The 19,600-nt window shown below is 64.2% G+C and carries 15 protein-coding genes; 6 read left to right on the plus strand and 9 right to left on the minus strand.

Annotated features, from left to right (window positions below; all coding sequences use genetic code 11):
• Positions 1-15 precede the first annotated feature (15 nt).
• On the minus strand, positions 16-639 hold the full coding sequence (locus B8784_RS03485; protein ID WP_158085559.1) for a hypothetical protein: 624 nt from the start codon (positions 637-639) through the stop codon (positions 16-18).
• Positions 640-833: 194 nt separating this feature from the next.
• Between B8784_RS03485 and murI the strand changes: the two genes are divergently transcribed.
• Complete coding sequence (gene murI / locus B8784_RS03490) at positions 834-1,718, plus strand: glutamate racemase (RefSeq protein WP_233355949.1); 885 nt, start codon at positions 834-836, stop codon at positions 1,716-1,718.
• Positions 1,719-1,773: 55 nt separating this feature from the next.
• Entirely contained in the window at positions 1,774-2,868 is a 1,095-nt protein-coding gene (locus B8784_RS03495; RefSeq protein WP_084396237.1) for a substrate-binding domain-containing protein, read from the plus strand.
• Here B8784_RS03495 and B8784_RS03500 read toward each other — a convergent pair.
• Positions 2,865-3,710: a phosphotransferase gene (locus tag B8784_RS03500; protein WP_084396238.1), complete on the minus strand. Its 846-nt coding sequence runs from the start codon at positions 3,708-3,710 to the stop codon at positions 2,865-2,867. The two genes, B8784_RS03495 and B8784_RS03500, sit on opposite strands and share 4 nt — an antisense overlap.
• A gap of 35 nt (positions 3,711-3,745) precedes the next feature.
• Positions 3,746-4,855, minus strand: a complete 1,110-nt coding sequence (locus tag B8784_RS03505; protein WP_084396239.1) for a glycosyltransferase family 4 protein — start codon at positions 4,853-4,855, stop codon at positions 3,746-3,748.
• 120 nt (positions 4,856-4,975) lie between these two features.
• Between B8784_RS03505 and putA the strand changes: the two genes are divergently transcribed.
• Positions 4,976-8,101 carry a bifunctional proline dehydrogenase/L-glutamate gamma-semialdehyde dehydrogenase PutA gene (putA, locus tag B8784_RS03510; protein WP_084396240.1) on the plus strand — a complete coding sequence of 1,042 codons (3,126 nt, stop codon included), beginning with the start codon at positions 4,976-4,978 and terminating at the stop codon, positions 8,099-8,101.
• 65 nt (positions 8,102-8,166) lie between these two features.
• Positions 8,167-8,985 (plus strand): DUF3298 and DUF4163 domain-containing protein, encoded by an 819-nt coding sequence (locus B8784_RS03515; RefSeq protein ID WP_084396241.1) that lies wholly within the window; start codon positions 8,167-8,169, stop codon positions 8,983-8,985.
• Positions 8,986-9,000: 15 nt separating this feature from the next.
• Here the strand turns inward: B8784_RS03515 and B8784_RS03520 are convergent, their stop codons facing one another.
• Positions 9,001-9,318, minus strand: a complete 318-nt coding sequence (locus tag B8784_RS03520) for a hypothetical protein (protein WP_084396242.1) — start codon at positions 9,316-9,318, stop codon at positions 9,001-9,003.
• A 48-nt stretch (positions 9,319-9,366) separates the two neighbouring features.
• Between B8784_RS03520 and B8784_RS03525 the strand changes: the two genes are divergently transcribed.
• Together B8784_RS03525 and B8784_RS03530 are read left to right on the plus strand one after the other, a co-directional pair.
• On the plus strand, positions 9,367-10,689 hold the full coding sequence (locus B8784_RS03525; protein ID WP_084396243.1) for a serine hydrolase domain-containing protein: 1,323 nt from the start codon (positions 9,367-9,369) through the stop codon (positions 10,687-10,689).
• Positions 10,690-10,950: 261 nt separating this feature from the next.
• The gene (locus tag B8784_RS03530) at positions 10,951-12,822 is read left to right on the plus strand and encodes a ribonucleoside-diphosphate reductase subunit alpha (protein ID WP_084396244.1); all 1,872 of its coding nucleotides are present in this window, start codon (positions 10,951-10,953) and stop codon (positions 12,820-12,822) included.
• Between the two features lie 117 nt (positions 12,823-12,939).
• On the opposite strand, the gene B8784_RS03535 is transcribed toward B8784_RS03530, so the two are convergent.
• From B8784_RS03535 to B8784_RS03555, 5 genes are all read right to left on the minus strand, one after another.
• Entirely contained in the window at positions 12,940-15,108 is a 2,169-nt protein-coding gene (locus B8784_RS03535) for a TonB-dependent receptor domain-containing protein (RefSeq protein ID WP_084396245.1), read from the minus strand.
• Between the two features lie 62 nt (positions 15,109-15,170).
• Entirely contained in the window at positions 15,171-15,476 is a 306-nt protein-coding gene (locus tag B8784_RS03540; protein WP_084396246.1) for a hypothetical protein, read from the minus strand.
• A 108-nt stretch (positions 15,477-15,584) separates the two neighbouring features.
• Positions 15,585-17,573, minus strand: a complete 1,989-nt coding sequence (locus B8784_RS03545; RefSeq protein WP_084396247.1) for a hypothetical protein — start codon at positions 17,571-17,573, stop codon at positions 15,585-15,587.
• A gap of 86 nt (positions 17,574-17,659) precedes the next feature.
• Positions 17,660-18,886 (minus strand): ATP-grasp domain-containing protein, encoded by a 1,227-nt coding sequence (locus B8784_RS03550; RefSeq protein WP_084396248.1) that lies wholly within the window; start codon positions 18,884-18,886, stop codon positions 17,660-17,662.
• A 249-nt stretch (positions 18,887-19,135) separates the two neighbouring features.
• A partial coding sequence (locus tag B8784_RS03555) for a YiiX/YebB-like N1pC/P60 family cysteine hydrolase (protein WP_233355950.1) occupies positions 19,136-19,600 on the minus strand: 465 nt, incomplete at its 5' end.

Genomic DNA, 19,600 nt, shown 5'->3' on the forward strand with positions numbered 1-19,600 from the left:
AAGTCGCCAGACGGATCAGTGCAGCGAGCCGTTGGCGGAGAATTTCTGCGCCTGCTCGATCCATTGTTCCCGGGCCACGCGGCCCTTGAAGGCGAGGAAATCGTCGATCCACTTGGCTTCGGCGTCTTCCCATTCGGCAATCTGACGGAAGTGGTAGATGCCGAGATCGTTGAGCGTTTTCGACAGTTTCGCGCCGATGCCCTTGATGCGGGTCAGGTCATCGGGGTCACCTTCCGGCGCTTCGAGGCCCAGCGGGCGGCGCAGCGCGTCGGCATTGGTGGCCGTCATGAACTTCGACATGTCGAAATAGTTCGAGAAATCCGTCGTCGGCCCGGTGCGGCGCATGCGGTCGAACCAGTCGGTCATGACGCCGCCGGGCACGGTCTGCGGCCAGCGCATCCAGCCCGGCATGGCCTCGATCACCTTGGCGGCGTTCTCCCAGTGCTGGAGATTGAGGTCGGCGAGCTTGCGGAAGACATCGCGGGTGAGATCTTCCGAGGTCGTCTTTTCGGAATCGGGATGCATCGAGAAAACGGTTTCGATCCAGGCTTCGCCGGCGCTGCGGCTGAAATCGGTCCAAGCAGCGACCGATTCCGTCAGGAGATCGATCGGGTTCAGTTTGGCGGGTGCGGTCGTCATCATGCGATCCTTTACACGTATGCTGCACTGCAACATAAGCGCAATTCGCCGTAATGGCAAGCTTTTTGGAACGGGCGGTGCCGCAGGGGCCTTCTGTGGGGACTGCGCGGGATGTCCGGGCGCGGCGATTCTGTGGCAATGCACGTCATATTAACGCCGGCCGCGAAGCATCCTATGCTGGCCGGAGAATGCCCATGCCGAGCGAAAAGACCCTGTCCAGCCGTCTGATGCCCGTCCCCGAAAGCGGGCGCGTGCTCGTCTTCGACTCCGGAATGGGCGGGCTGACGGTGGCGCGCGAAATCATGGCGCGCGCGCCGGGTGTGGCGGTCGACTATGCTGCCGATACCGGCTTTTTTCCCTATGGCGACAAGTCCGACGATGCGCTGAGGGCGCGCCTGCCGGAGGTTGCCGCCCGCCTGGTCGAGCGCGCGCGGCCCGACATTTTCGTGATTGCCTGCAACACTGCCAGTACGCTGGCGCTGGACGAGGTGCGCGCCCGGCTCGATATTCCCGTGGTGGGCACGGTCCCGGCGATCAAACCGGCGGCGGCCGAGAGCAAGACCGGCGTGATCGGCCTGCTGGCGACGCCGGGCACGATCCGGCGCCAGTACACCGCCGATCTCATCAATGAGTTCGCCCGCGATGTGACCGTTATCCTGCATGGCAGCATCGAGCTGGTGCGCCTGGCCGAGGCCCATGCCGCCGGCGAACCGTATGACGCGGCGGGCTTCGCGGCGGCCCAGCAGCCGATTTTCGAGGCCGAGGATGGTGACCGGCTCGACACCATCGTGCTCGCCTGCACTCATTTCCCGCTGGTGCGCGACCAGCTCGCCGCCAGCGCGCCGCGCCCGGTGCGCTATATCGATTCCGGCGCGGCGATTGCTCGCCAGACCTTGCGCGTGCTGTCGCGCGAGACGGGCAAGCGGGCGGCGAATGACCGGCCCGGGGGGCGGGTTTTCCTGACCGACGATCCGGCCGCCAGCCAGCGGCTGGTCAAGGTTTGCCGCAGCTTCGGCTTCCCGGTCGCCATTGCCCTCGATGACAGTTCGGGTGAAGAAAGCGTCCCTGCGCGCATCTGACTGTCATAAAACTTCGATAATCGGATGCCGATTCGAATGCTGGAGAGGCCGAACCATGCGGATTTTCTTTGCGACCCTCAGTCTGGGCCTTCTGGCGGCGGCCTGCTCGCCGGAGACGGACCTGTCTGAAATCGATGCGTCCTCGGGCACGTTGCCGGTGTTTTCCGCCTCCCCGGATGAGGCGATCAAGATTGTCGGCTCGTCGACGGTGGCGCCCTTCTCGACCACGGTGGCCGAACAGTTCGGCGCGATTTCCGAATATCCGACCCCGATTGTCGAGACGACGGGCACCGGCGGCGGTTTCAAGGCGTTCTGCAACGGCATCGGTCCGGACCAGCCCTCGATCTCGAACGCCTCCCGGCGGGTGAAGGATTCCGAGCTGGAGCTCTGCCGAAAGGCCGGCGTGACCGAGATTGTCGAGATCAAGATCGGCTTCGACGGCATCGTGCTCGCCAATGCCAAGGGCGCCCCGGAACTCAACCTCTCCAAGGCCGAGATCTACCGCGCGCTGGCGGCCGAACTGCCCGACGGCCAAGGCGGCTGGGTGAAGAACCCGAACAAGACCTGGGCCGATGTTGCCGACCATCTGCCCGACATGCCGATCCTCGTGTCCGGCCCGCCGCCGACCTCGGGCACACGCGACGCCTTCGCCGAACTCGCGCTTGAGGGCGGGGCCGAGGAAGTGCCGGAAATGGCCGCCATCAAGGAGACGGATGGCGAGCTCTTCGCGAAGAAGGCGACCACGATCCGCAATGACGGCGCCTGGATCGACTCCGGCGAGAACGACACCGCCATCGTCCAGACGCTCATGAAGAATGACGACAGTATCGGCATCATGGGCTACTCCTTCCTGGAGCAGAATCTCGACCGGCTGAAAGGCGCCCATATCGAGGGCACCGACCCGACCTTCCAGCAGATCGCCAGCGGTGCCTATGGCATTTCGCGTTCCATGTTCTTCTATGTGAAGAAGCAGAATGTCCCGCTCGTGCCGGGCATCGAGGGCTATATCAACGAATTCACCCAGGAAGATGCCTGGGGCCCGACCGGCTATCTTGTCGACAAGGGGCTCATCCCGCTGTCGGCGGAAGAGCGTAAAAGCGAGCGCGAACATGCCCTCGCCCTTGAGGTGATGGAGCCGGCCGAGAGCTAGACGGGCTCGCTCAACACCTCCCTGAGCGTGTGGCGGGCGCGCGCGACGCAGGGCGCCCCGCTGCCGCGATATTCCGCCAGGGCGATGGCCGCGACCGACAGGGCCCAGCCGCGTCCGCGGTCCCAGTCCGAAGCCGATGCGCCCATGGCTGAGGCAAAGGCCGGGCGGGCCTCGCCATTGAAGAGCGTATAGCCGGCCATCAGGTCGCACGCCGGATCGCCGACCCCGGAAAGCCCCCAGTCCAGCACCCCGGCCAGCCCGTCGCCGCGCACCAGGATATTGCCGGGATTCAGGTCGCCATGCAGCCAGGTCTGGTCCTCGGCGCGGCAGGGCTTCGCTGCCAGCGCCTTGTCCCAGACGGCTAAAAGCGCGTCTTCCTCGAATTCGTCGGCCAGGGCGGTAATCGCCTGCCGGGTTGGCCCGTCGCGCGCCTGAAGGTCGACCCCGCGATAGTGGTTGTCAGGCCCGGCGGCAGCGGCGCGGGTGCGGTCGAGGCCCTGCAGCTCCAGCAGGAAGAGGGCGAGCCGGCTGGCTTCGCGCGGCGAGGCCGTCCAGGCGGTGTCTTCCATGGTTTCGCCGTCCACCCAGGTGCAGAGCAGCCAGGGCCAGCTGTCAGGCGCATCGAACAGCCCCTTCACCACGAGGCCGGGCGTTTCGAGCGGCATCTCTTCCAGACGCGGCAGGATCATGGCCTCGCGGCTGACGAGCCCCGGGATCGAGGCTTCGGACTTCGGCACGCGCAGGCAGTGGCCGGTCCCGATCCGGAAAAGATAATTGTCCGTTCCTTCGCCCTGGAATTGCGTAACAGTTTCGCCGGCAAGATCGGGGGCGTAGTCCCTCATCAGCCTGCTGATCGCAGCCGGTGGAGGCGGAGCTATCACGCGCCGGGCGGGCTCCCCACCGGCGGCTTGCGCTTGCGCCGGCGCAGCCTGATCTTTTGCCAGAAACGCTTGCGCTCCGGCACGGGCAGGGGGTCGAGATTGTCAATGAAGGCTTCCGCACAGGCCCGCCAGCTATAGCCCTCGGCATAAGTGCGGGCGGTTTCGCGCGACAGGTCCAGCGCGTCGAGACAGGCCTGGCGCAGATCCTCACCGATGACGCCGGCATTGGAGCCCGGAATGATGTCGCGCGGGCCCGGTGCATCGAAGGCGGCGACCGGCGTGCCGCTCGCCATGGCTTCGAGGATGACGAGGCCGAACGTGTCGGTCAGGCTGGGAAAGCAGAAGACGTCCGCGCTCGCGAAGCAGGCGGCCAACTCCTCATTGAAGCGGGCGCCGAGGAATTTCACCTCGGGATATTTCCGCTTCAGCTCGAGCAGCTGCGGGCCCTCGCCGACGATGACCTTGGTGCCCGGCAGGTCGAGCTCGGCAAAGGCCTCGATATTCTTCTCCACGGCCACACGCCCGACATTCAGGAAGATCGGACGTGGCAATCCCTCGAACGGGTCGCCCGGCTGGCCTTCCTCGATGCGGCGCGAGGGGTGGAAGAGGTCGATGTCGACCCCGCGCGTCCAGGAAACGACATTGTGGAAGTTGTGCGTCTCCAGCTCCTTGCGCATCGACGGCGTGGCGACCATCACCTTGCCGGAATATTTGTGAAACCAGCGCACATAGCCATAGCCCCAGGCCGTCGGCACCGGGAAGCGCGCGGAGACATATTCCGGGAACCGCGTATGATAGCTGGTCGAGAAGGGGTGCTTTTCCTTCAGGCACATGGCGCGGCCGGCCAGGCCCAGCGTGCCTTCGGTGGCGATATGCACCGCATCCGGCTGAAAGCTCTCGAAGCGTTCGGTGATCGCCTTGCGCGCAAACAGGGCGAGCTTGATCTCGCTATAGGTCGGCAGCGGGACGGTGCGGAATCCGTCGGCCGGGGAGACGATCTCCCACTCATGGCCCATCGCCTCGCATTCGGCGATGACGCGCTTCATGGTCCGCACGACGCCGTTCACCTGGGGCTCCCACGCGTCGGTGATGAGCATGATACGCATTCGGTCTCCTTCAGTCCGGACCTCAGTGCGACACTTTTAGGCGCATTCGAGCAGGCGTAAACCCGGCGGATAGTTGTAATCGGAATAGTATTGCAGCAGGTTCGCGATTGGAGCACAACCATGCCTGATTTCGGAAACACATCCACCGCTGACTGGGACGGCCTCGACCGGCAGAAATTTGCCGATGAAGAAGCCCTGGTCGCCGATATTCTCAAGACCTTTCCGCTCGACGAGCGCGCGCGAACCGCAGCGGTGCGCCGTGGCCGCGAGCTGGTGACAAGCGCCCGCGCGGCCGGCCGGCCCAAGGGGATGATGGAGAGTTTCCTGGAGGAGTTCGGCCTGTCCAACTCCGAGGGCCTTGCGCTGATGTGCCTGGCCGAAGCGCTGCTGCGCGTGCCGGATGCCGAGACGCGCGACGACCTGATCGCCGAGAAGATCCGCTCCGGCGACTGGGGCAGCCACAAGGGCCAGTCCGACAGCTGGCTGGTCAATGCCTCGACCTGGGGCCTGATGCTGACCGGCCGGGTCATCGGCCCGCCGGAGGATGCCCGCAAGGGGCCGTCCAATTTCGTCGAGAAGCTGGTGCGCGAAAGCGGTGAGCCGTTCATCCGTACCGCGATGCTTCAGGCCATGCGCATCATGGGCGAACAGTTCGTGCTCGGACGATCGGTCAAGGAAGCGCTGAAGCGCGGCCGGCGCATGATCAAGGCCGGTGACGCGGCGAATTTCAGCTTCGACATGCTGGGCGAGGGTGCGCGCACCGCCGAGGACGCCGAGCGCTACTTCCAGTCCTATATGGAGGCGATCAAGACGGTCGGCGCCGATGGCGACCCCTCTTATGCCCCGGAAGAAAAGAACGGCATCTCGGTCAAGCTTTCGGCGCTGCATCCGCGCTATGAGGCGGTCAATGAAGAGCGTGTGGTGGCAGAGCTGTATCCGAAGCTTCTGGCCCTCACCGAGGAAGCGGCCAGGCACAACATCAATCTCTGCATCGATGCCGAGGAGGCCGACCGGCTGGTCATTTCGCTGAAGCTGCTGGAAAAGCTGATGCGGGAGCCGGGGCTGAAGGGCTGGGACGGGCTGGGGCTTGCCGTGCAGGCCTATCAGAAGCGCGCCCACGCCGTGATCGAGCGCCTCTCGGAGCTTGCCGGGGAGACCGGCATGCGCCTCATGGTGCGGCTGGTGAAGGGCGCCTATTGGGACACCGAGATCAAGCACGCCCATGAAGAGGGCGTCGTGAATTTCCCGGTCTTCACGACCAAGCACGCCACCGATCTCAACTATCTCTCCTGCGCGCACGCCCTCATCATGGCGAGCCCGCGCCTCTATCCGCAATTTGCGACCCACAATGCCCATTCGCTGGCCACCATCCTGATGATGGCCGAAGCCGAGGGCATCACGCATTACGAGTTCCAGCGCCTGCACGGCATGGGCGAGCCGCTTTATGGCGCCGCCGAGAAGGGCGGCAAGGTGCGTGTCTATGCGCCGGTCGGGGCGCACAAGGACCTGCTGCCCTATCTGGTGCGCCGCCTGCTGGAGAATGGCGCGAACACCTCCTTCGTGCACTCCTTCCTCGATCCGGACGTGCCGGTGGAGAAGGTTGTCGACGATCCGATCGCCAAGGTCGAGGCGGGCCCGCGACGGCATCCGCGCATCCCGACGCCGCCCCGGCTCTACGGGCCGATGCGCAAGAATTCGCTGGGGGTCGACCTCTCGCAGACCAGCGAACGCGCCGTGCTTGAGCAGAATGTCGCCAAGCTGGAAACCGGCCCGGCGCTGGTCGCCGGCCCGATCCTGTCGGGCGACCCGAAGACAGAAGGCGGCCAGCCCGTCTGCCCGCCTTTCGACCTGTCGCGTACGCTCGGCACGGTGCTTGAGGCGAGCGAGGCCGATGTCGATGCTGCCCTCGATGCGGCGGTGAAATTCCAGCCCGACTGGGACAAGCTCGGCGGGGCGAAGCGCGCGCGGATTCTCGCGGCCATGGGCGACGCGCTGGAAAGCAATATGGACCGGCTCTGCGCCCTGATGGCGGAAGAAGGTGGCAAGACCTTTGTCGACGGTGTCGCCGAGGTGCGTGAGGCGGTCGACTTCTGCCGCTATTATGCCGTGCAGGCCGAAGAGAAGTTCGAAGGCCAGACGCGCCTGCCGGGGCCGGCCGGCGAGACCAACCATATCTCGCTGCACGGGCGCGGCGTGTTTGCCTGTATCTCGCCCTGGAACTTCCCGCTCGCCATCTTCACCGGCCAGATCACGGCGGCGCTGGGCGCGGGCAACACCGTGGTCGCCAAGCCCGCCGAACAGACCCCGCTCATCGCTTATGAGGCGGTGCGGCTGTTCCATGCCGCGGGCCTGCCGGGCGAGGCGCTGCATCTTGTGCCGGGCCGCGGTGAGACCGTCGGTGCCAAGCTGACGAAAGACCCGCGGGTCGGCGGTGTCTGTTTTACCGGCGGCACCGATACCGCGCGGCTTATCAACAAGACACTGGCCGAGCGCGAAGGCCCGATCATCCCGCTGATCGCGGAAACGGGCGGGCTGAACGGCATGTTCGTCGACACCACCGCGCTGCGCGAACAGGTTGTCGACGATGTGCTCGGCTCGGCCTTCGGGTCTGCCGGGCAGCGCTGCTCGGCGCTGCGCATCCTCTTCCTGCCGCATGCCACGGCGGATTTCATGATCGAGAGCCTGAAAGGCGCGATGGATGAGTTGAAGCTCGGCCATCCCGGCCAGGCCGATACCGATGTCGGCCCGGTGATCGATGAAGAGGCCCACCAGATGCTGACCGACTATGTCGCGCGCATGAAAGGCGAGGCGACCCTCATCAAGCAGATGGACGCGCCGGCGGGCGGGCACTTCTTCGGCCCGGCCATTATCGAGCTCAATTCGCTGGACCAGATCGAGAAGGAGACATTCGGCCCGGTGCTGCATGTCATCCGCTACGATCCGGACAATATCGCCGAGGTGGGCGCCGAACTCGAAGCCAAGGGCTATGGCCTGACGCTTGGCGTGCATTCGCGTCTCGACAGCTTTGCGAAGAAGGTGCGGGCCGCGGTTCATGCCGGCAATACCTATGTGAACCGGTCGATGACAGGCGCGGTCGTGGGCGTTCAGCCTTTCGGCGGCGAAGGCCTTTCCGGCACCGGGCCGAAGGCAGGTGGCCCCCACTATATGCTGCGATTTGCGGCAGAGCGTGTATTAACCATTAACATTACAGCTCAAGGTGGTGATCCGGAGCTTTTGAGTCTATAACACCCTGACGCATATATGTTTCGAGGGGTCTTATGGGTCGGTTTTCGTGGATAGTTTCAGCGTGCATGCTCGCCATGACAGGCTGTGGTGCAGAGCAGGCCGACGCGCCCCAGCCGCCTGAGGCCTCTTCCAGTGCGAAGGGCACGGATGCGAGCACCGACGAGCTGTTCGACACCGATCCGAAGGTCGCTGTCGTCAATGGCGAGCAGGCGGCTACGATCGATATCAGCCTGCCGGACGACATAGAAGAGCTGCACCCGGCGCTCGCCGAGGAGATCCGCAAGCGCGCCAATCGCGGCACCGAAGCCTTCATCGCGGCTGCCCAGGCCGACAAGGAAGCCGCCGCCGAGAAAGGGTTCGAATTCCGCCCGCACTCGCTCGATGTGAACTGGATCGAGGTCGGCCCGCCGGAAGGCCATCTCGCCGGCTTCCTCGGCACCTATGCGACCTATACCGGCGGGGCGCACCCGAATGTCGGCTTCGACGTCCTCAACTGGGACCGGAATGGCGAAAAGGTCATGACGTTCGAGGATTTCTTCGCCGACGTCGAGACCGCCCGCACCAAGGTCACGATCGCGCTCAAGGAAGGGCTGCTGGAAGCCAAGCGCGAGCGGCTCAAGGACACCAATTTCAATGAGCAGGACATGCTGGAATCCTGGGTCAATCCGGCCTTCGCGGACAATTCCGGCATGTATCAGGGCTTCACGATTGCCCGCTCCTCCGAGGCCGACAAGGCCGGCGGGCTGATCTATCATTTCGCGCCGTATGAAGTCGGCGCCTATGCCGAGGGCGTCTATGAGGTCGGCGTGCCGTATGAGGCTTTTGCCGATGTCCTGAAGGCTGACTATGAGGATGCCTTCGGCGGTACGCCTGTCCTGCCCTGAGCGGGCGGGGAGAGCTCAGCCCGGCTTGACCAGCACGCAGCCAAGCCCCTCTTCATGATCGGCCTCTGCGCTGATGACGCCACCCAGAACGCTGGCCCGGATGGTCTCGCCGTCTTCTGAAAAGGTGACCGCGCTGACATCCGCAGTGAAGTCGCCCTTGCAGCTTTCCATCTCGCGCCCGGCCACGAAGCGGCAGGAGCAGACCATCTTGGCGCCATAGGCCGTGGCCACCTTCGCATAGGCGACCTGGTCCTTCAGCCAGACCTGCCAGACAAGCGCCCCGGCGAGTCCGATGATGGCGAGCCCCACCGCAAAGATTTTGACGAGCTTCATTGCGCGCCCCTAATCTGCCCTCGATGACAACGGTTAGGGAGGCAAGCCATGTTGGGCAAGTCCGTGATCGCCGGCGCAATGGCCATCATGCTGGCGACGCTGGCCTCGGCGCAGGATCTTGTGCCGCTCCCGCCGCACCCCGATGGCCTCGCCTGGCCGACCGATGGCTGGGAAACCGGCCCGCTGCCGGTCGACACAGCTGGCGAGATCGAGGCGCTGGTCGAGGACGCCATGGCGCGCAAGGTCGGCGATGAGATGGGCGAGACACGATCCGTGGTCATCATCCATCACGGGCGCCTCGTGCTGGAGGCCTATGCCGACGGGTTCGGGCCGGAGACGAAACAGGTCTCATGGAGCATGGCGAAATCGATTACCTCGGCGCTGGTCGGCCGGGCGGTAGAGCTCGGTCTGATTGAGGATATCGACAGCCCCATGCCCTCGCCCTTCGAAGAGGGCGACCCGCGCGCCGAAATCACCTGGCGCCAGTGGCTCACCATGACGGACGGGCTCGATTATACCGAGATCGGGGCGGAAAGCCTTCAGACCAATGATGTCGTCCAGATGATGTATGGGCCCGGCCGGTATGACGTGACACAATATATTGTGTCCGAGCTGGCGCCGATCCACGCGCCCGGCACGGTCTGGAACTACTCGACAGCCGGCTTTCACCTGATCGGGCGGGCGCTGCAGGAGGTCGCACGAGCCGCACCCCCTAACGCGACCGGCAAGGCCTATGGGCCGGAGGATCTCACGCCTTCCTCGATGGCCTTCACGAAGACGTGCTTTGAACGCGTCCTGGATGCATCGCCGGAAGAAACGGCGAACCCGCTGCCCATCATGAAGCAGGGACCGTGCGCGATGAGCCTGCATTTGCGGTTCTTCGATGAGATCGGCATGGACGCCCAGCCTGAATTCGACGCCGCCGGCACCTATCTCGGCGGCTCCCTCATCTGGGCCTCGGCGCGAGATTTCGCGAAGTTCGGATACCTCTATCTCCGCGACGGCGTCTGGGAGGGCGAGCGCCTGCTGCCGCAAGGCTGGGTCGATTTTTCCCGGACAAATCCGGACGTTACAGACGCCAATGTCTATGGGGCCGGCTGGTGGCTTGGCGCGGTTGAAACGCCAGTGCCGGCGGCGCAGGCAGCGACCTCGCCGCCCTTCGATGTCTTCTCCGCGCAAGGGTTTGAAGGCCAGACGATCTGGGTCGTCCCATCGCGCGATCTCGTCATTGTCCGGCTCGGCCTGATGGACAATGGCGAAGGAAACTGGCCGGCGCTTTATGAATGGAATCAGTCGCTCGCCCGGCTCTTCCCCGAGGAGCGATTCGCATCGAATCCCGATGAGTCCGGCGCAGAGACCCCGGCGCGCTAAAAATTTTTTTTGGAGTCATCCACAGACGGGCAGAAATCTGTGCACGGCTGATTGCCAATCGTGGCGGGCATCGGGGCTGCGTGTTAACTTTCCTTTTACAGGATATCCACGGCTTAGATGCGGAAACACCCGCTCTTCCCATTGACCAAGCCTTAACCTTAAGAACACTATATCTAGTGCTGGGGAAGAGCTGGAGCACCGCATATGGCGCTCCAGTGGCTCGATCCCTATATTTTACGGGCCGATCGAAGAGGTTAGACCATGTCTGCGAGCAATGTTGCCACCACCACGAAAGCCGCCCTGCGCAGGGGCAAGCCCAAGGGGGAGGTCCGCCCGGAGCTGAAGGTGGTCTCCGAGATCGAAATCGAGATCGATCCCTCGCGGGACGCGCTGCTGACCGACTTCGGCAAGAAGACGCTGGAAGACCGCTACCTGCTGCCCGGCGAAAGCTATCAGGGCATGTTCGCGCGCGTCGCCAAGGCCTTTGCCGACGATCAGGACCACGCCCAGCGCATCTATGACTATATCTCGAAGCTCTGGTTCATGCCGGCCACGCCCGTGCTGTCCAATGGCGGCGCCGACCGCGGCCTGCCCATCTCCTGCTTCCTGAACCAGGTCGGCGATTCGCTTGACGACATCGTCGAGACCTGGACGGAGAATGTCTGGCTGGCTTCGAATGGCGGCGGCATCGGCACCTATTGGGGCAATGTCCGCTCGATCGGCGAGAAGGTCGGCCAGAACGGGCAGACCTCCGGCATCATTCCCTTCATCCGCGTGATGGACTCGCTGACGCTCGCGATCAGCCAGGGCTCGCTGCGCCGCGGCTCGGCGGCCTGCTATCTCGACATCCACCACCCGGAAATCGAGGAATTCCTGGAGATCCGGAAGGCGTCGGGCGACTTCAACCGCAAGTCCCTGAACCTGCACCACGGCCTCAACATCACCGACGAGTTCATGGAAGCGGTGCGCAACGATGCCGAGTTCGGTCTGCGTTCGCCCAAGTCCGGCGAAGTGCTGCGCACGGTGAATGCGCGCAAGCTCTGGCAGAAGATTCTCGAGCTGCGCATCCAGACCGGCGAACCCTACCTGCTCTTCACCGACACGGTGAACAACGCCATGCCAGCGCATCAGCGGAAATTGGGGCTCAAGGTTCACCAGTCGAACCTGTGCTCGGAAATCACCCTGCCGACCGGCGTCGATCACAACGGCGAAGACCGTACGGCGGTGTGCTGCCTCTCCTCGCTGAACGCGGAGAAGTTCCTCGAATGGTCGAAGGATGAACACTTCCTGGAAGACGTTTTCCGTTTCCTCGACAATGTTCTGGAAGATTTCATCGCCCGCGCCCCGGACGAGATGGCCCGCGCGGTCTATTCCGCCAAGCGCGAGCGTTCGGTCGGTCTCGGCCTGATGGGCCTCCACTCCTTCCTGCAGACCATGAACGTGCCAATGGAAAGCGCCATGGCGAAGGTCTGGAACGAGAAGATGTTCAAGCATATCCGCGCCGGTGCCGATCAGGCCTCGGTCAAGCTCGCCAAGGAGCGCGGCCCCTGCGAGGATGCCCGCGATGCCGGCATGATGGCCCGCTTCAGCCATAAGATGGCAGTCGCGCCGACGGCGTCGATCTCGATCATCTGCGGCGGCACCTCTGCGGGCATCGAGCCGATCCCGGCCAATGTCTACACCCACAAGACGCTGTCGGGCTCGTTCACGGTGAAGAACCAGCAGCTGCAGCGCCTGCTCGAGCAGAAGGGCCTCGACACCGAGGAAACCTGGACATCGATCCTCGAGCATGAAGGCTCGGTGCAGCATCTCGACGACCTCGACGAGCACGAAAAGGCCGTCTTCAAGACCGCCTTCGAGCTCGACCAGCGCTGGATCATCGAGCTGGCCGCCGACCGCACGCCCTATATCTGCCAGAGCCAGTCGCTCAATGTCTTCCTGCCGGCCGACATCGACAAGTGGGACCTGCACATGCTGCACTGGTCGGCTTGGGAGAAGGGGCTGAAATCGCTCTATTACTGCCGCTCCAAATCGGTCCAGCGTGCCAGCTTTGCCGGGGCGGCCGACAAGGAAAAGGTCGAAGGCATGGAGCTGCCGAAGACCGACTATGACGAGTGTCTCGCCTGCCAGTAAGGCAGCCCGCGAGGGGATGAAAAGAAACCCCGGCTCTTCGGAGCCGGGGTTTTTTGTTTTGTATCGAGATTGGTTTTCGCGCGCACCCTTCTCCCGGCTGCGGGAGAGGGGAAAGACCTAGAACACCATCCGCACGCCTGCGCGGATGTTGCGGCCGGGCGCCGGGACGGTGTCCTTCAGCACCGAAGTGGCATAGCGCACTTCTTCATCGGTCACGTTGCGCGCTTCCAGGAAGACCTCGGTGCCGGCCTGCCCGAAGCCGAGTTCGGAGACGTTCAGCCCCGTGCGCAGGTCGAGCGTCGTATACCCACCGGTCGGCAGTTCGCCCTCGCCCGGATCGTCCTGCTCGTCGGCGATGGTGACGCTGGCACCGGCTGTCCAGAGGCCCCAGTCGCCATCGAGCGCGAAGTTATATGTCATTGGCGGAATGAGCGGGACATTGCTGCCATCATCCAGTTCGGCGTCGACGAAATCGATGCTTGCCTTGCCGCTCCAGATCGCCCCGAAGGAGCGGTCCGAGGTTTCGTAATCGGCATAGACCTCGCCGCCCTGGAAGGTCGCATCCTGCTGGCTGAAGCGGTAGACGTGCAGGCCGTCAACTTCGTCGACAACGGCGCCATCGACCATTGTGGTGCCGGGGGCGAGGTAGATGAAGCCGTCAAAGTCCGTATGGAAGACGTTTGCGCCGAAGCTGACACCTTCACCGCGCCAGCGGACCGTCCCCTCGAAATTGAGCCCGCGTTCCTTATCAAGGCCCGTATCGCCAATCTCGTACTGGCTGGTGGCGAGGTGGGCGCCGTCGGCGAAGAGTTCGCTCTCGTTCGGCGCGCGTTCGGTCCAGCTCGCCTGGGCGCCGACGAACCAGCCATTGTCCCAGTGCTGGTGAACCCCGAAGGAGCCGGAGGCGAGATTGAAGTCCTTTTTGCCGAAGGTGGCGTTGTCGAGTTCGGTCCTGTCATAGCGAAGTCCGCCCTCGATGCCGAAGCCGGCATCCCACTCCTGGGTCTGGTAGAGGAAGAGGCCGGCCGATGTCGTGTCGGTCTTGGTGATGAAGGCCTCGTCGCCAAAGGCATCGAGCGTCTTGTCGATCACCTGCAGGCCGAGCGCGCCGTCGAAGCCGGCGACATCGGTGCCAACCTCGAGGCGGCCTTCCGCACCGTCGCTTTCATAACGCGTGCCCGGTTCGCCGGGGGCTTCGAACTCGGTATGTTCATAATCGGCGAAGGAGGCTGTGGCGGCGAGATCGGTGAAGGGCCCCGCGTTCAGGCCCATGCCGGCGCGCAGGTCGATACGCGTCTGTTCGAGGTCGATGAAGGGCTGCTCTTCGCCGTGGTCTTCATGTTCCTCCTCATGGTCTTCGCCTTCGTGCTCTTCCTCACCTTCATGCTCATGGGCGTGATCATGGCCGGGCAGGCCGTATTTCGAGGTCTGGCGGCGTACCGCGACCCCGGCAAAGGCATTGTCGCCGATCCAGGAAAGCCCGGCGGCGAAGGATTCGGTTTCCACGAAGGAATTGGGCATCGTGTCGCGAGACTCTTCCTCATGCTCATGGTCATGATCCTCGCCAGCTTCGCCCTCGTGATCTTCTTCATGCTCGTGGCCTTCGCTGGCGCGTTGGGCCGCAGACTCGGCAAAGCTCGGAATGTCATAATCATCGAAGTCACGTGCAGAGGCCGACAGCGACAGCACGAAGGGGCCGGTGGTAAACCGCGCCTTGCCGCCGCCTTCGGTGCCTTCGCTGACGCCATTATAGGCGCCATAAAGCTCGCCGGAGATGGCTTTCTCCGGCAGCTCTTCCACGATCAGCCCGTCAATAACGTTGACGACGCCGCCGATGGCCTGGCCGCCATAGGCGAGCGCGGCCGGGCCGCGCAGGATCTCGATCTTTTCGGCGTCGATGCCGTCAGCGGCGACCTGGTGGTCGGGCGAGGCGGCGGAGGCATCGATCACGCCGATGCCATTGGTCAGCACCAGGACGCGCTCGGCACCGAGCCCGCGCAGGACCGGGCGGCTGGCAGCCTGGCCGAAATGCGTGGTGGAGACGCCGGGCTCGGAATCGAGCGTATTGCCGAGCGAGGCCTGCAGCGTGTGGACGATGTCGTCGCGGCTGACCGCGCTGGCATTGCCGATCATCTCGTCGGTTTCGCGCTGCGGGCCGACGCCGGAGACGATCACGGTTTTCAGTTTTGCGGGGGCCTCTTCATCGGCCGATTGCGCAAAGGCCAGCGGGCTCGCGCCCACAAGCAGGGTCGCCGCAAGCGTGCGGCGCAGGAGTCTGGAAGTCATGAGAGGGAAGTCTTTCGATCAACAGGAAACGGGCCCGTCCGGCAGACAGGCGGTGTTCGACTCTATTGATCGGTGTGGGGCGGACTTCGCGGCGGCGGGGCGCGGCCCGGCGGATGCGACCAGGGCCTGAAGTCGAGCGTCGGCTGCTCGGTGCGCACAAAGTCGCGCGGGGGCTTGGGCAGAGCCGGCGCGGCCGGCAGCAGGGCGACTTCGGCGGAGACCGCCTTGGTCAACTCACACGAGACGCCATAGTGCTTGTGCGGCTGCTCGCCATGCGCGGCAGCATCGAACATCGCCGCGCCCTGCACCCAGAGGAACAGGGCGGCGAGAAGGAACTTCACCGACAGGGAGGGGGATAGCCCGCGCATGGTGTTACGAGATAACAAATGTGTTGTGGCGCGCAAGAGGGGAGGTGCTTCGGGCTGGAGCGCTCCCTGGCGGAGACCACCGATCTGCTCGCGAAAGCGGGATTGAGCTTATCCCGTGCGGTCGCGGCCCCAGCTTGAGACGATCTGGTTGCGGACCTTGTCGATGTCCGCGCCGTCGACGGCGTCTTCGGGGCCCTGTTCCATCGGGTCGCAATGGAAAATGTAGAGCCGCGAGGCGAAGTCGGCGATGGGGACAGAGGACTCGCCATAGAATTCGCCATTGCCGGCCGTCGAGACGATGACGCCATCGCCCCAGTCCTGCCCGCTGTCATTGTTCGGGTTGAAGAAATAGACGCGGACGTCGCCGGACGGATCGCGCGCGACCCGGATGATGGCGATGGCATGCCAGCCGACGAAGCGGGCGGCGCTGTCGGTTACGGCGATGCCGGCCGGGCTTGGGTGGATGACGGGCTGGTTGCCGTTGTAATCGGGATGGAAGGCGGCATAGAAGCGGCGCACGAAGCCGTCGATATCGACGAGCTGGCCTGTCGGGACGTCGACGACGATGTCAAAGCCGCGGGCCACCCACCAGCCATGCATTTCGGGATTGATCCAGCGGTGCGGGTCGCCTTCGCGCCCGGCGCACATGCGGCCCATCTCCATATAGATGCGGTCGAGATGCGGGACGAGGATGGCGGAGACAGGATCGACATCTAGCAGCGCGCCCTGCGCCAGACCCGCCCACAGCGCGCCCGACGAGATGGTCGTGCCCTCGAACGGCATATGCACCTCATTGTCGCGCGCCGCCCAGGCCACAAGCTGCAGCAGATAGTCGGGATCGGTATAGGCCCACATGGCGATGGCGCGCGCGGCCTGGCAGGTCGGGTTGTTGCCCTGTCCCACGCCGAGGGGCTGGCCCAGCACGCTGATGACGCCCGCCAGCAGGTGCGCTTCAGGCTCGGGCGCCGGGCCGAACGTCTCGACCAGTCTCTGGCGCGCTGCCGGCGCGAGCTTCAGCGTGCACTGTCGCCAGAGCGCCGGGACGGTCGGCGGCAGGTGAAGCAGCCCGCGTTCGAGCAGCAGGGCCAGGCCGTAAATCGCCTGCGCCGTCTCGACATGGATCGCCTTGTCCATCAGCGCATGGATGAGGCTGCGATAGGCCATATAATTCTCGCGTCCGGTCGCCGTCAGGCCGAGACACTCGGCCACGAGATCGGGGCGGTCGTTCATCAGGTAGCGCAGCAGGACGGCATGATAGGCCGACACCAACCCTGTATCGTGCATCGCGCGCGCCATGCCGGCGGCTTCCTGGGTCAGCGCATTGTCGTCGAGTGTCGGCAGCTTCGCCGCATAGGCCTCGGCGCCCGGATCTTCCCGGCACTCATTCGTCGGCGCAAACAGTGCGCTGGTCAGGCGGTCCGCGCCCCAGCCGGAGGAAGACGGCTCGATCGATCCGGCCTTCGACCAGACCGAAAGCTCCGCGACCATGGCCTTGATCCTGTCGGTTTGGATCGGGCGCTGGGCCAGGATGCGCCAGATTTCCGAAATGACGGCATCGAAGATGTGCCCGTAGCCGATGTCTTCGGCGATGGTCTCGAACAGGCTTTTCAGCGCGGCCGCCCAGTCGCCGCTGAGGCGCCGGGACACCTCGGTTTCGGTGCCGAAGAGCCATTCGAGATTGAGCCCCAGCACCTGAGACAGGAAGTGGCGGGCATGGTCGGCGGCGATTTCGGCATGCTCATACTGCCCGCGCGCAATCGCGAGGAAGCGAAGCTCGCTGAGGGCTTCCAGAACGAGCGCGGAGCCATCCGCGGATTCAAGCGTGCGGCGCACCAGCCCGGCCTTCAGATGGGCGGGGTGGTCCCAGTCGGTGCCGGCGAAGACGCCGGCCTTGTCCATGGCCACGATCCGTTCAAGGCAGGCGCCGACCCCGCCCGGCGACAGCAGCACACGCTCGACCTGCTGCAGGAGCGGCTGCTGCTGGCGCAGCTTGAGCTTGTCGCTTGTATTGTCGAGCCGCCTGATGGCGCTATCCAGCCGTTTCAACAGCGATGCGTCGAGACCTGCACTGGACGGGGATGGACTTGCCTGGCTCACGGGACCCAACTCTTGCGATTCGAAACTGGAAAGCTAGCGAAGCCGCGGCGGCCTGACCAGCAGGCGCACGCGGCTTGGCATGGCGACTACACGTAGAAGTCGAGCTCTTCCTGCTCTTTCAGGAGATCGCGCAGCGTCTCGGCGTCTTCGCCATGGAAGTAGACCAGCCCCCAATGGTTGCCGAAGGCCGAGCGTTTGGCGACCTTCTGCTCCATCGGTTCGGAGAGTTCATGCCACTCGAAATAGGGGTGGTTTTCCGTCTCTTCGGGGATGGAGAGTTTCGAGACGACACGGTTGCGTGGATAGACACCGAAACAGCCGGCATAGCCGTCTGCGTCCTCGACCGGTGTCGGGAAGAAGGCCTCGATCTCTTCCTCGGTCGTCTTCGGGTCGAACATCATCACCATGCCCTGATAGGCATTGAACCCGTAGACGCGCTCAAGCAGCTCGAACACCTTGAAGCCCGGCGGGCGGTAGGCGACCTCGCCGAAATACATGACGTCGTCGGGCGCGATGAAATATTCCGGGTGAATGAAGCCGAACTTGATGTCGAACGCCTTGATCAGTTTCTCGATTTCCGCCTGGACCTTGTCGCGCAGCTTCTCGAGGTCCGGGCTCGCGGGCACGAAGACCGAGTAGCCGAGCCGGACATATTCGGAAATATTGAGGAAGCGGACCTTGCCATTGTGGATCCAGGCTTCGGCGGCAAACTCCCAGCCGTCGAGGTGGCTTTCCATCAGGGCGGGGAAGTCCTCGTCCGGGATCGCGTCGACATCGTCGGCTGTGCGGACCACGCGGTGGCCCATGCAGCCGGCAAGATCGAACGCCTTGAAGTGGATCGGGTCGTTGGTGTCGCCGTCGAGCTTCAGCAGCGTCTGGTTCACGCGCTTGAGAAAGCGCACCACGTCGGCGCGGTCATGGGCCTCTTCGAAAATGCCGACCCGGATACCGCCAAGCTGGGCGCGGCGCTTCATCAGCGACTTGTCGCGCAGCAGCATGGACTGGCCGAGCAGGCGCGGATTGTCGAGCAACACACTGTTGATCGCACCGGCCCATTCGACCGTCTCTTCAAACAGCGGGACGGCGACATCGATGCCCATCTCTTTCAGGGTCTGCGCGATCTCGAAGGATTTCTCATTCAGGCGCTCGAAGTCCCAGGCGAGGAAGGGAATGTCATGGGCTTCGGCATATTCCTTGGCCCAGCTCGGCGCGACGATGAGATAGCGCCGGTCGAACTTCTCCATCGCGTCGATGGCATTCAGGCTCCAGCCAAGCAGGGCGATATAGCCTTTATCGGGATTGTAATCAGTCATTGGACCTCCATGGGTCGATCGAAAATGAATCGAAAATAGATCTTGAAACAGCCAGCAGCGGCGTGGGGCGCGTCTCGGCTATCTGTAAAATTGACCGCGCGCGGCCGCACTTATCTTTGCCCGAACGGACGCCCGGGCAGCTCTGATTTCGACAAGACATGTGTGGAGAGAAGCGTAGGGATTGAGGCCGCGGAGTCAAACCGGGCCTGGCGAGAGGCATGTTTTCCGTCTGTTTTTACACCGGTGGTCTCACTCGGCCCGATGCGCCCAGTCGACCTCCAGCACTTCCTGCGCCAGCGGGTGCAGGGACAGGTCCGACAGGGCGACATAGGTGCGCCCCAGGCGGTGGCTCTTTTCCGGCAGGGCGTCGTGACCGAGGCCTTGGGAGAGGGCGCGCCAGACCAGTTCGGTGCAATAGAGATTGTTGGCGCTCTCGAGGCTGTAGCCCCGGTCGAACGGGGTGTGCGTGGCGGCCGCCTCGTCTGCCCAGGCGATCATGCGGGTGCGTGCTTCGGGGCTGAGGGACAGGCGAAAGACGCCGGCATGGTCGACATCGCCGAGGAAATCAGCCAGCGGCACGGCACGGACCTCGCCCACCGTTTCGCCGGGGGCGGGCGCAGGATGGGCCGGGGCGCCCGTGCCGGTATCGGCGTGCACCACGATGGCGGGCGCGACGGCGACGACGATGCCGACATGGCCCCAGCGCTTGTCCCC

Source organism: Henriciella aquimarina, from assembly GCF_002088975.1.
Taxonomy (GTDB): Bacteria; Pseudomonadota; Alphaproteobacteria; order Caulobacterales; family Hyphomonadaceae; genus Henriciella; species Henriciella aquimarina.

Excerpts from the sequence above, each read along its gene's own strand:
- B8784_RS03485 (WP_158085559.1), bottom strand. The coding sequence starts at position 639 with ATGACGACCGCACCCGCCAAACTGAACCCGATCGATCTCCTGACGGAA.
- murI (WP_233355949.1), top strand. The coding sequence starts at position 834 with ATGCCGAGCGAAAAGACCCTGTCCAGCCGTCTGATGCCCGTCCCCGAA.
- B8784_RS03495 (WP_084396237.1), top strand. The coding sequence starts at position 1,774 with ATGCGGATTTTCTTTGCGACCCTCAGTCTGGGCCTTCTGGCGGCGGCC.
- B8784_RS03500 (WP_084396238.1), bottom strand. The coding sequence starts at position 3,710 with ATGAGGGACTACGCCCCCGATCTTGCCGGCGAAACTGTTACGCAATTC.
- B8784_RS03505 (WP_084396239.1), bottom strand. The coding sequence starts at position 4,855 with ATGCGTATCATGCTCATCACCGACGCGTGGGAGCCCCAGGTGAACGGC.
- putA (WP_084396240.1), top strand. The coding sequence starts at position 4,976 with ATGCCTGATTTCGGAAACACATCCACCGCTGACTGGGACGGCCTCGAC.
- B8784_RS03515 (WP_084396241.1), top strand. The coding sequence starts at position 8,167 with ATGCTCGCCATGACAGGCTGTGGTGCAGAGCAGGCCGACGCGCCCCAG.
- B8784_RS03520 (WP_084396242.1), bottom strand. The coding sequence starts at position 9,318 with ATGAAGCTCGTCAAAATCTTTGCGGTGGGGCTCGCCATCATCGGACTC.
- B8784_RS03525 (WP_084396243.1), top strand. The coding sequence starts at position 9,367 with ATGTTGGGCAAGTCCGTGATCGCCGGCGCAATGGCCATCATGCTGGCG.
- B8784_RS03530 (WP_084396244.1), top strand. The coding sequence starts at position 10,951 with ATGTCTGCGAGCAATGTTGCCACCACCACGAAAGCCGCCCTGCGCAGG.
- B8784_RS03535 (WP_084396245.1), bottom strand. The coding sequence starts at position 15,108 with ATGACTTCCAGACTCCTGCGCCGCACGCTTGCGGCGACCCTGCTTGTG.
- B8784_RS03540 (WP_084396246.1), bottom strand. The coding sequence starts at position 15,476 with ATGCGCGGGCTATCCCCCTCCCTGTCGGTGAAGTTCCTTCTCGCCGCC.
- B8784_RS03550 (WP_084396248.1), bottom strand. The coding sequence starts at position 18,886 with ATGACTGATTACAATCCCGATAAAGGCTATATCGCCCTGCTTGGCTGG.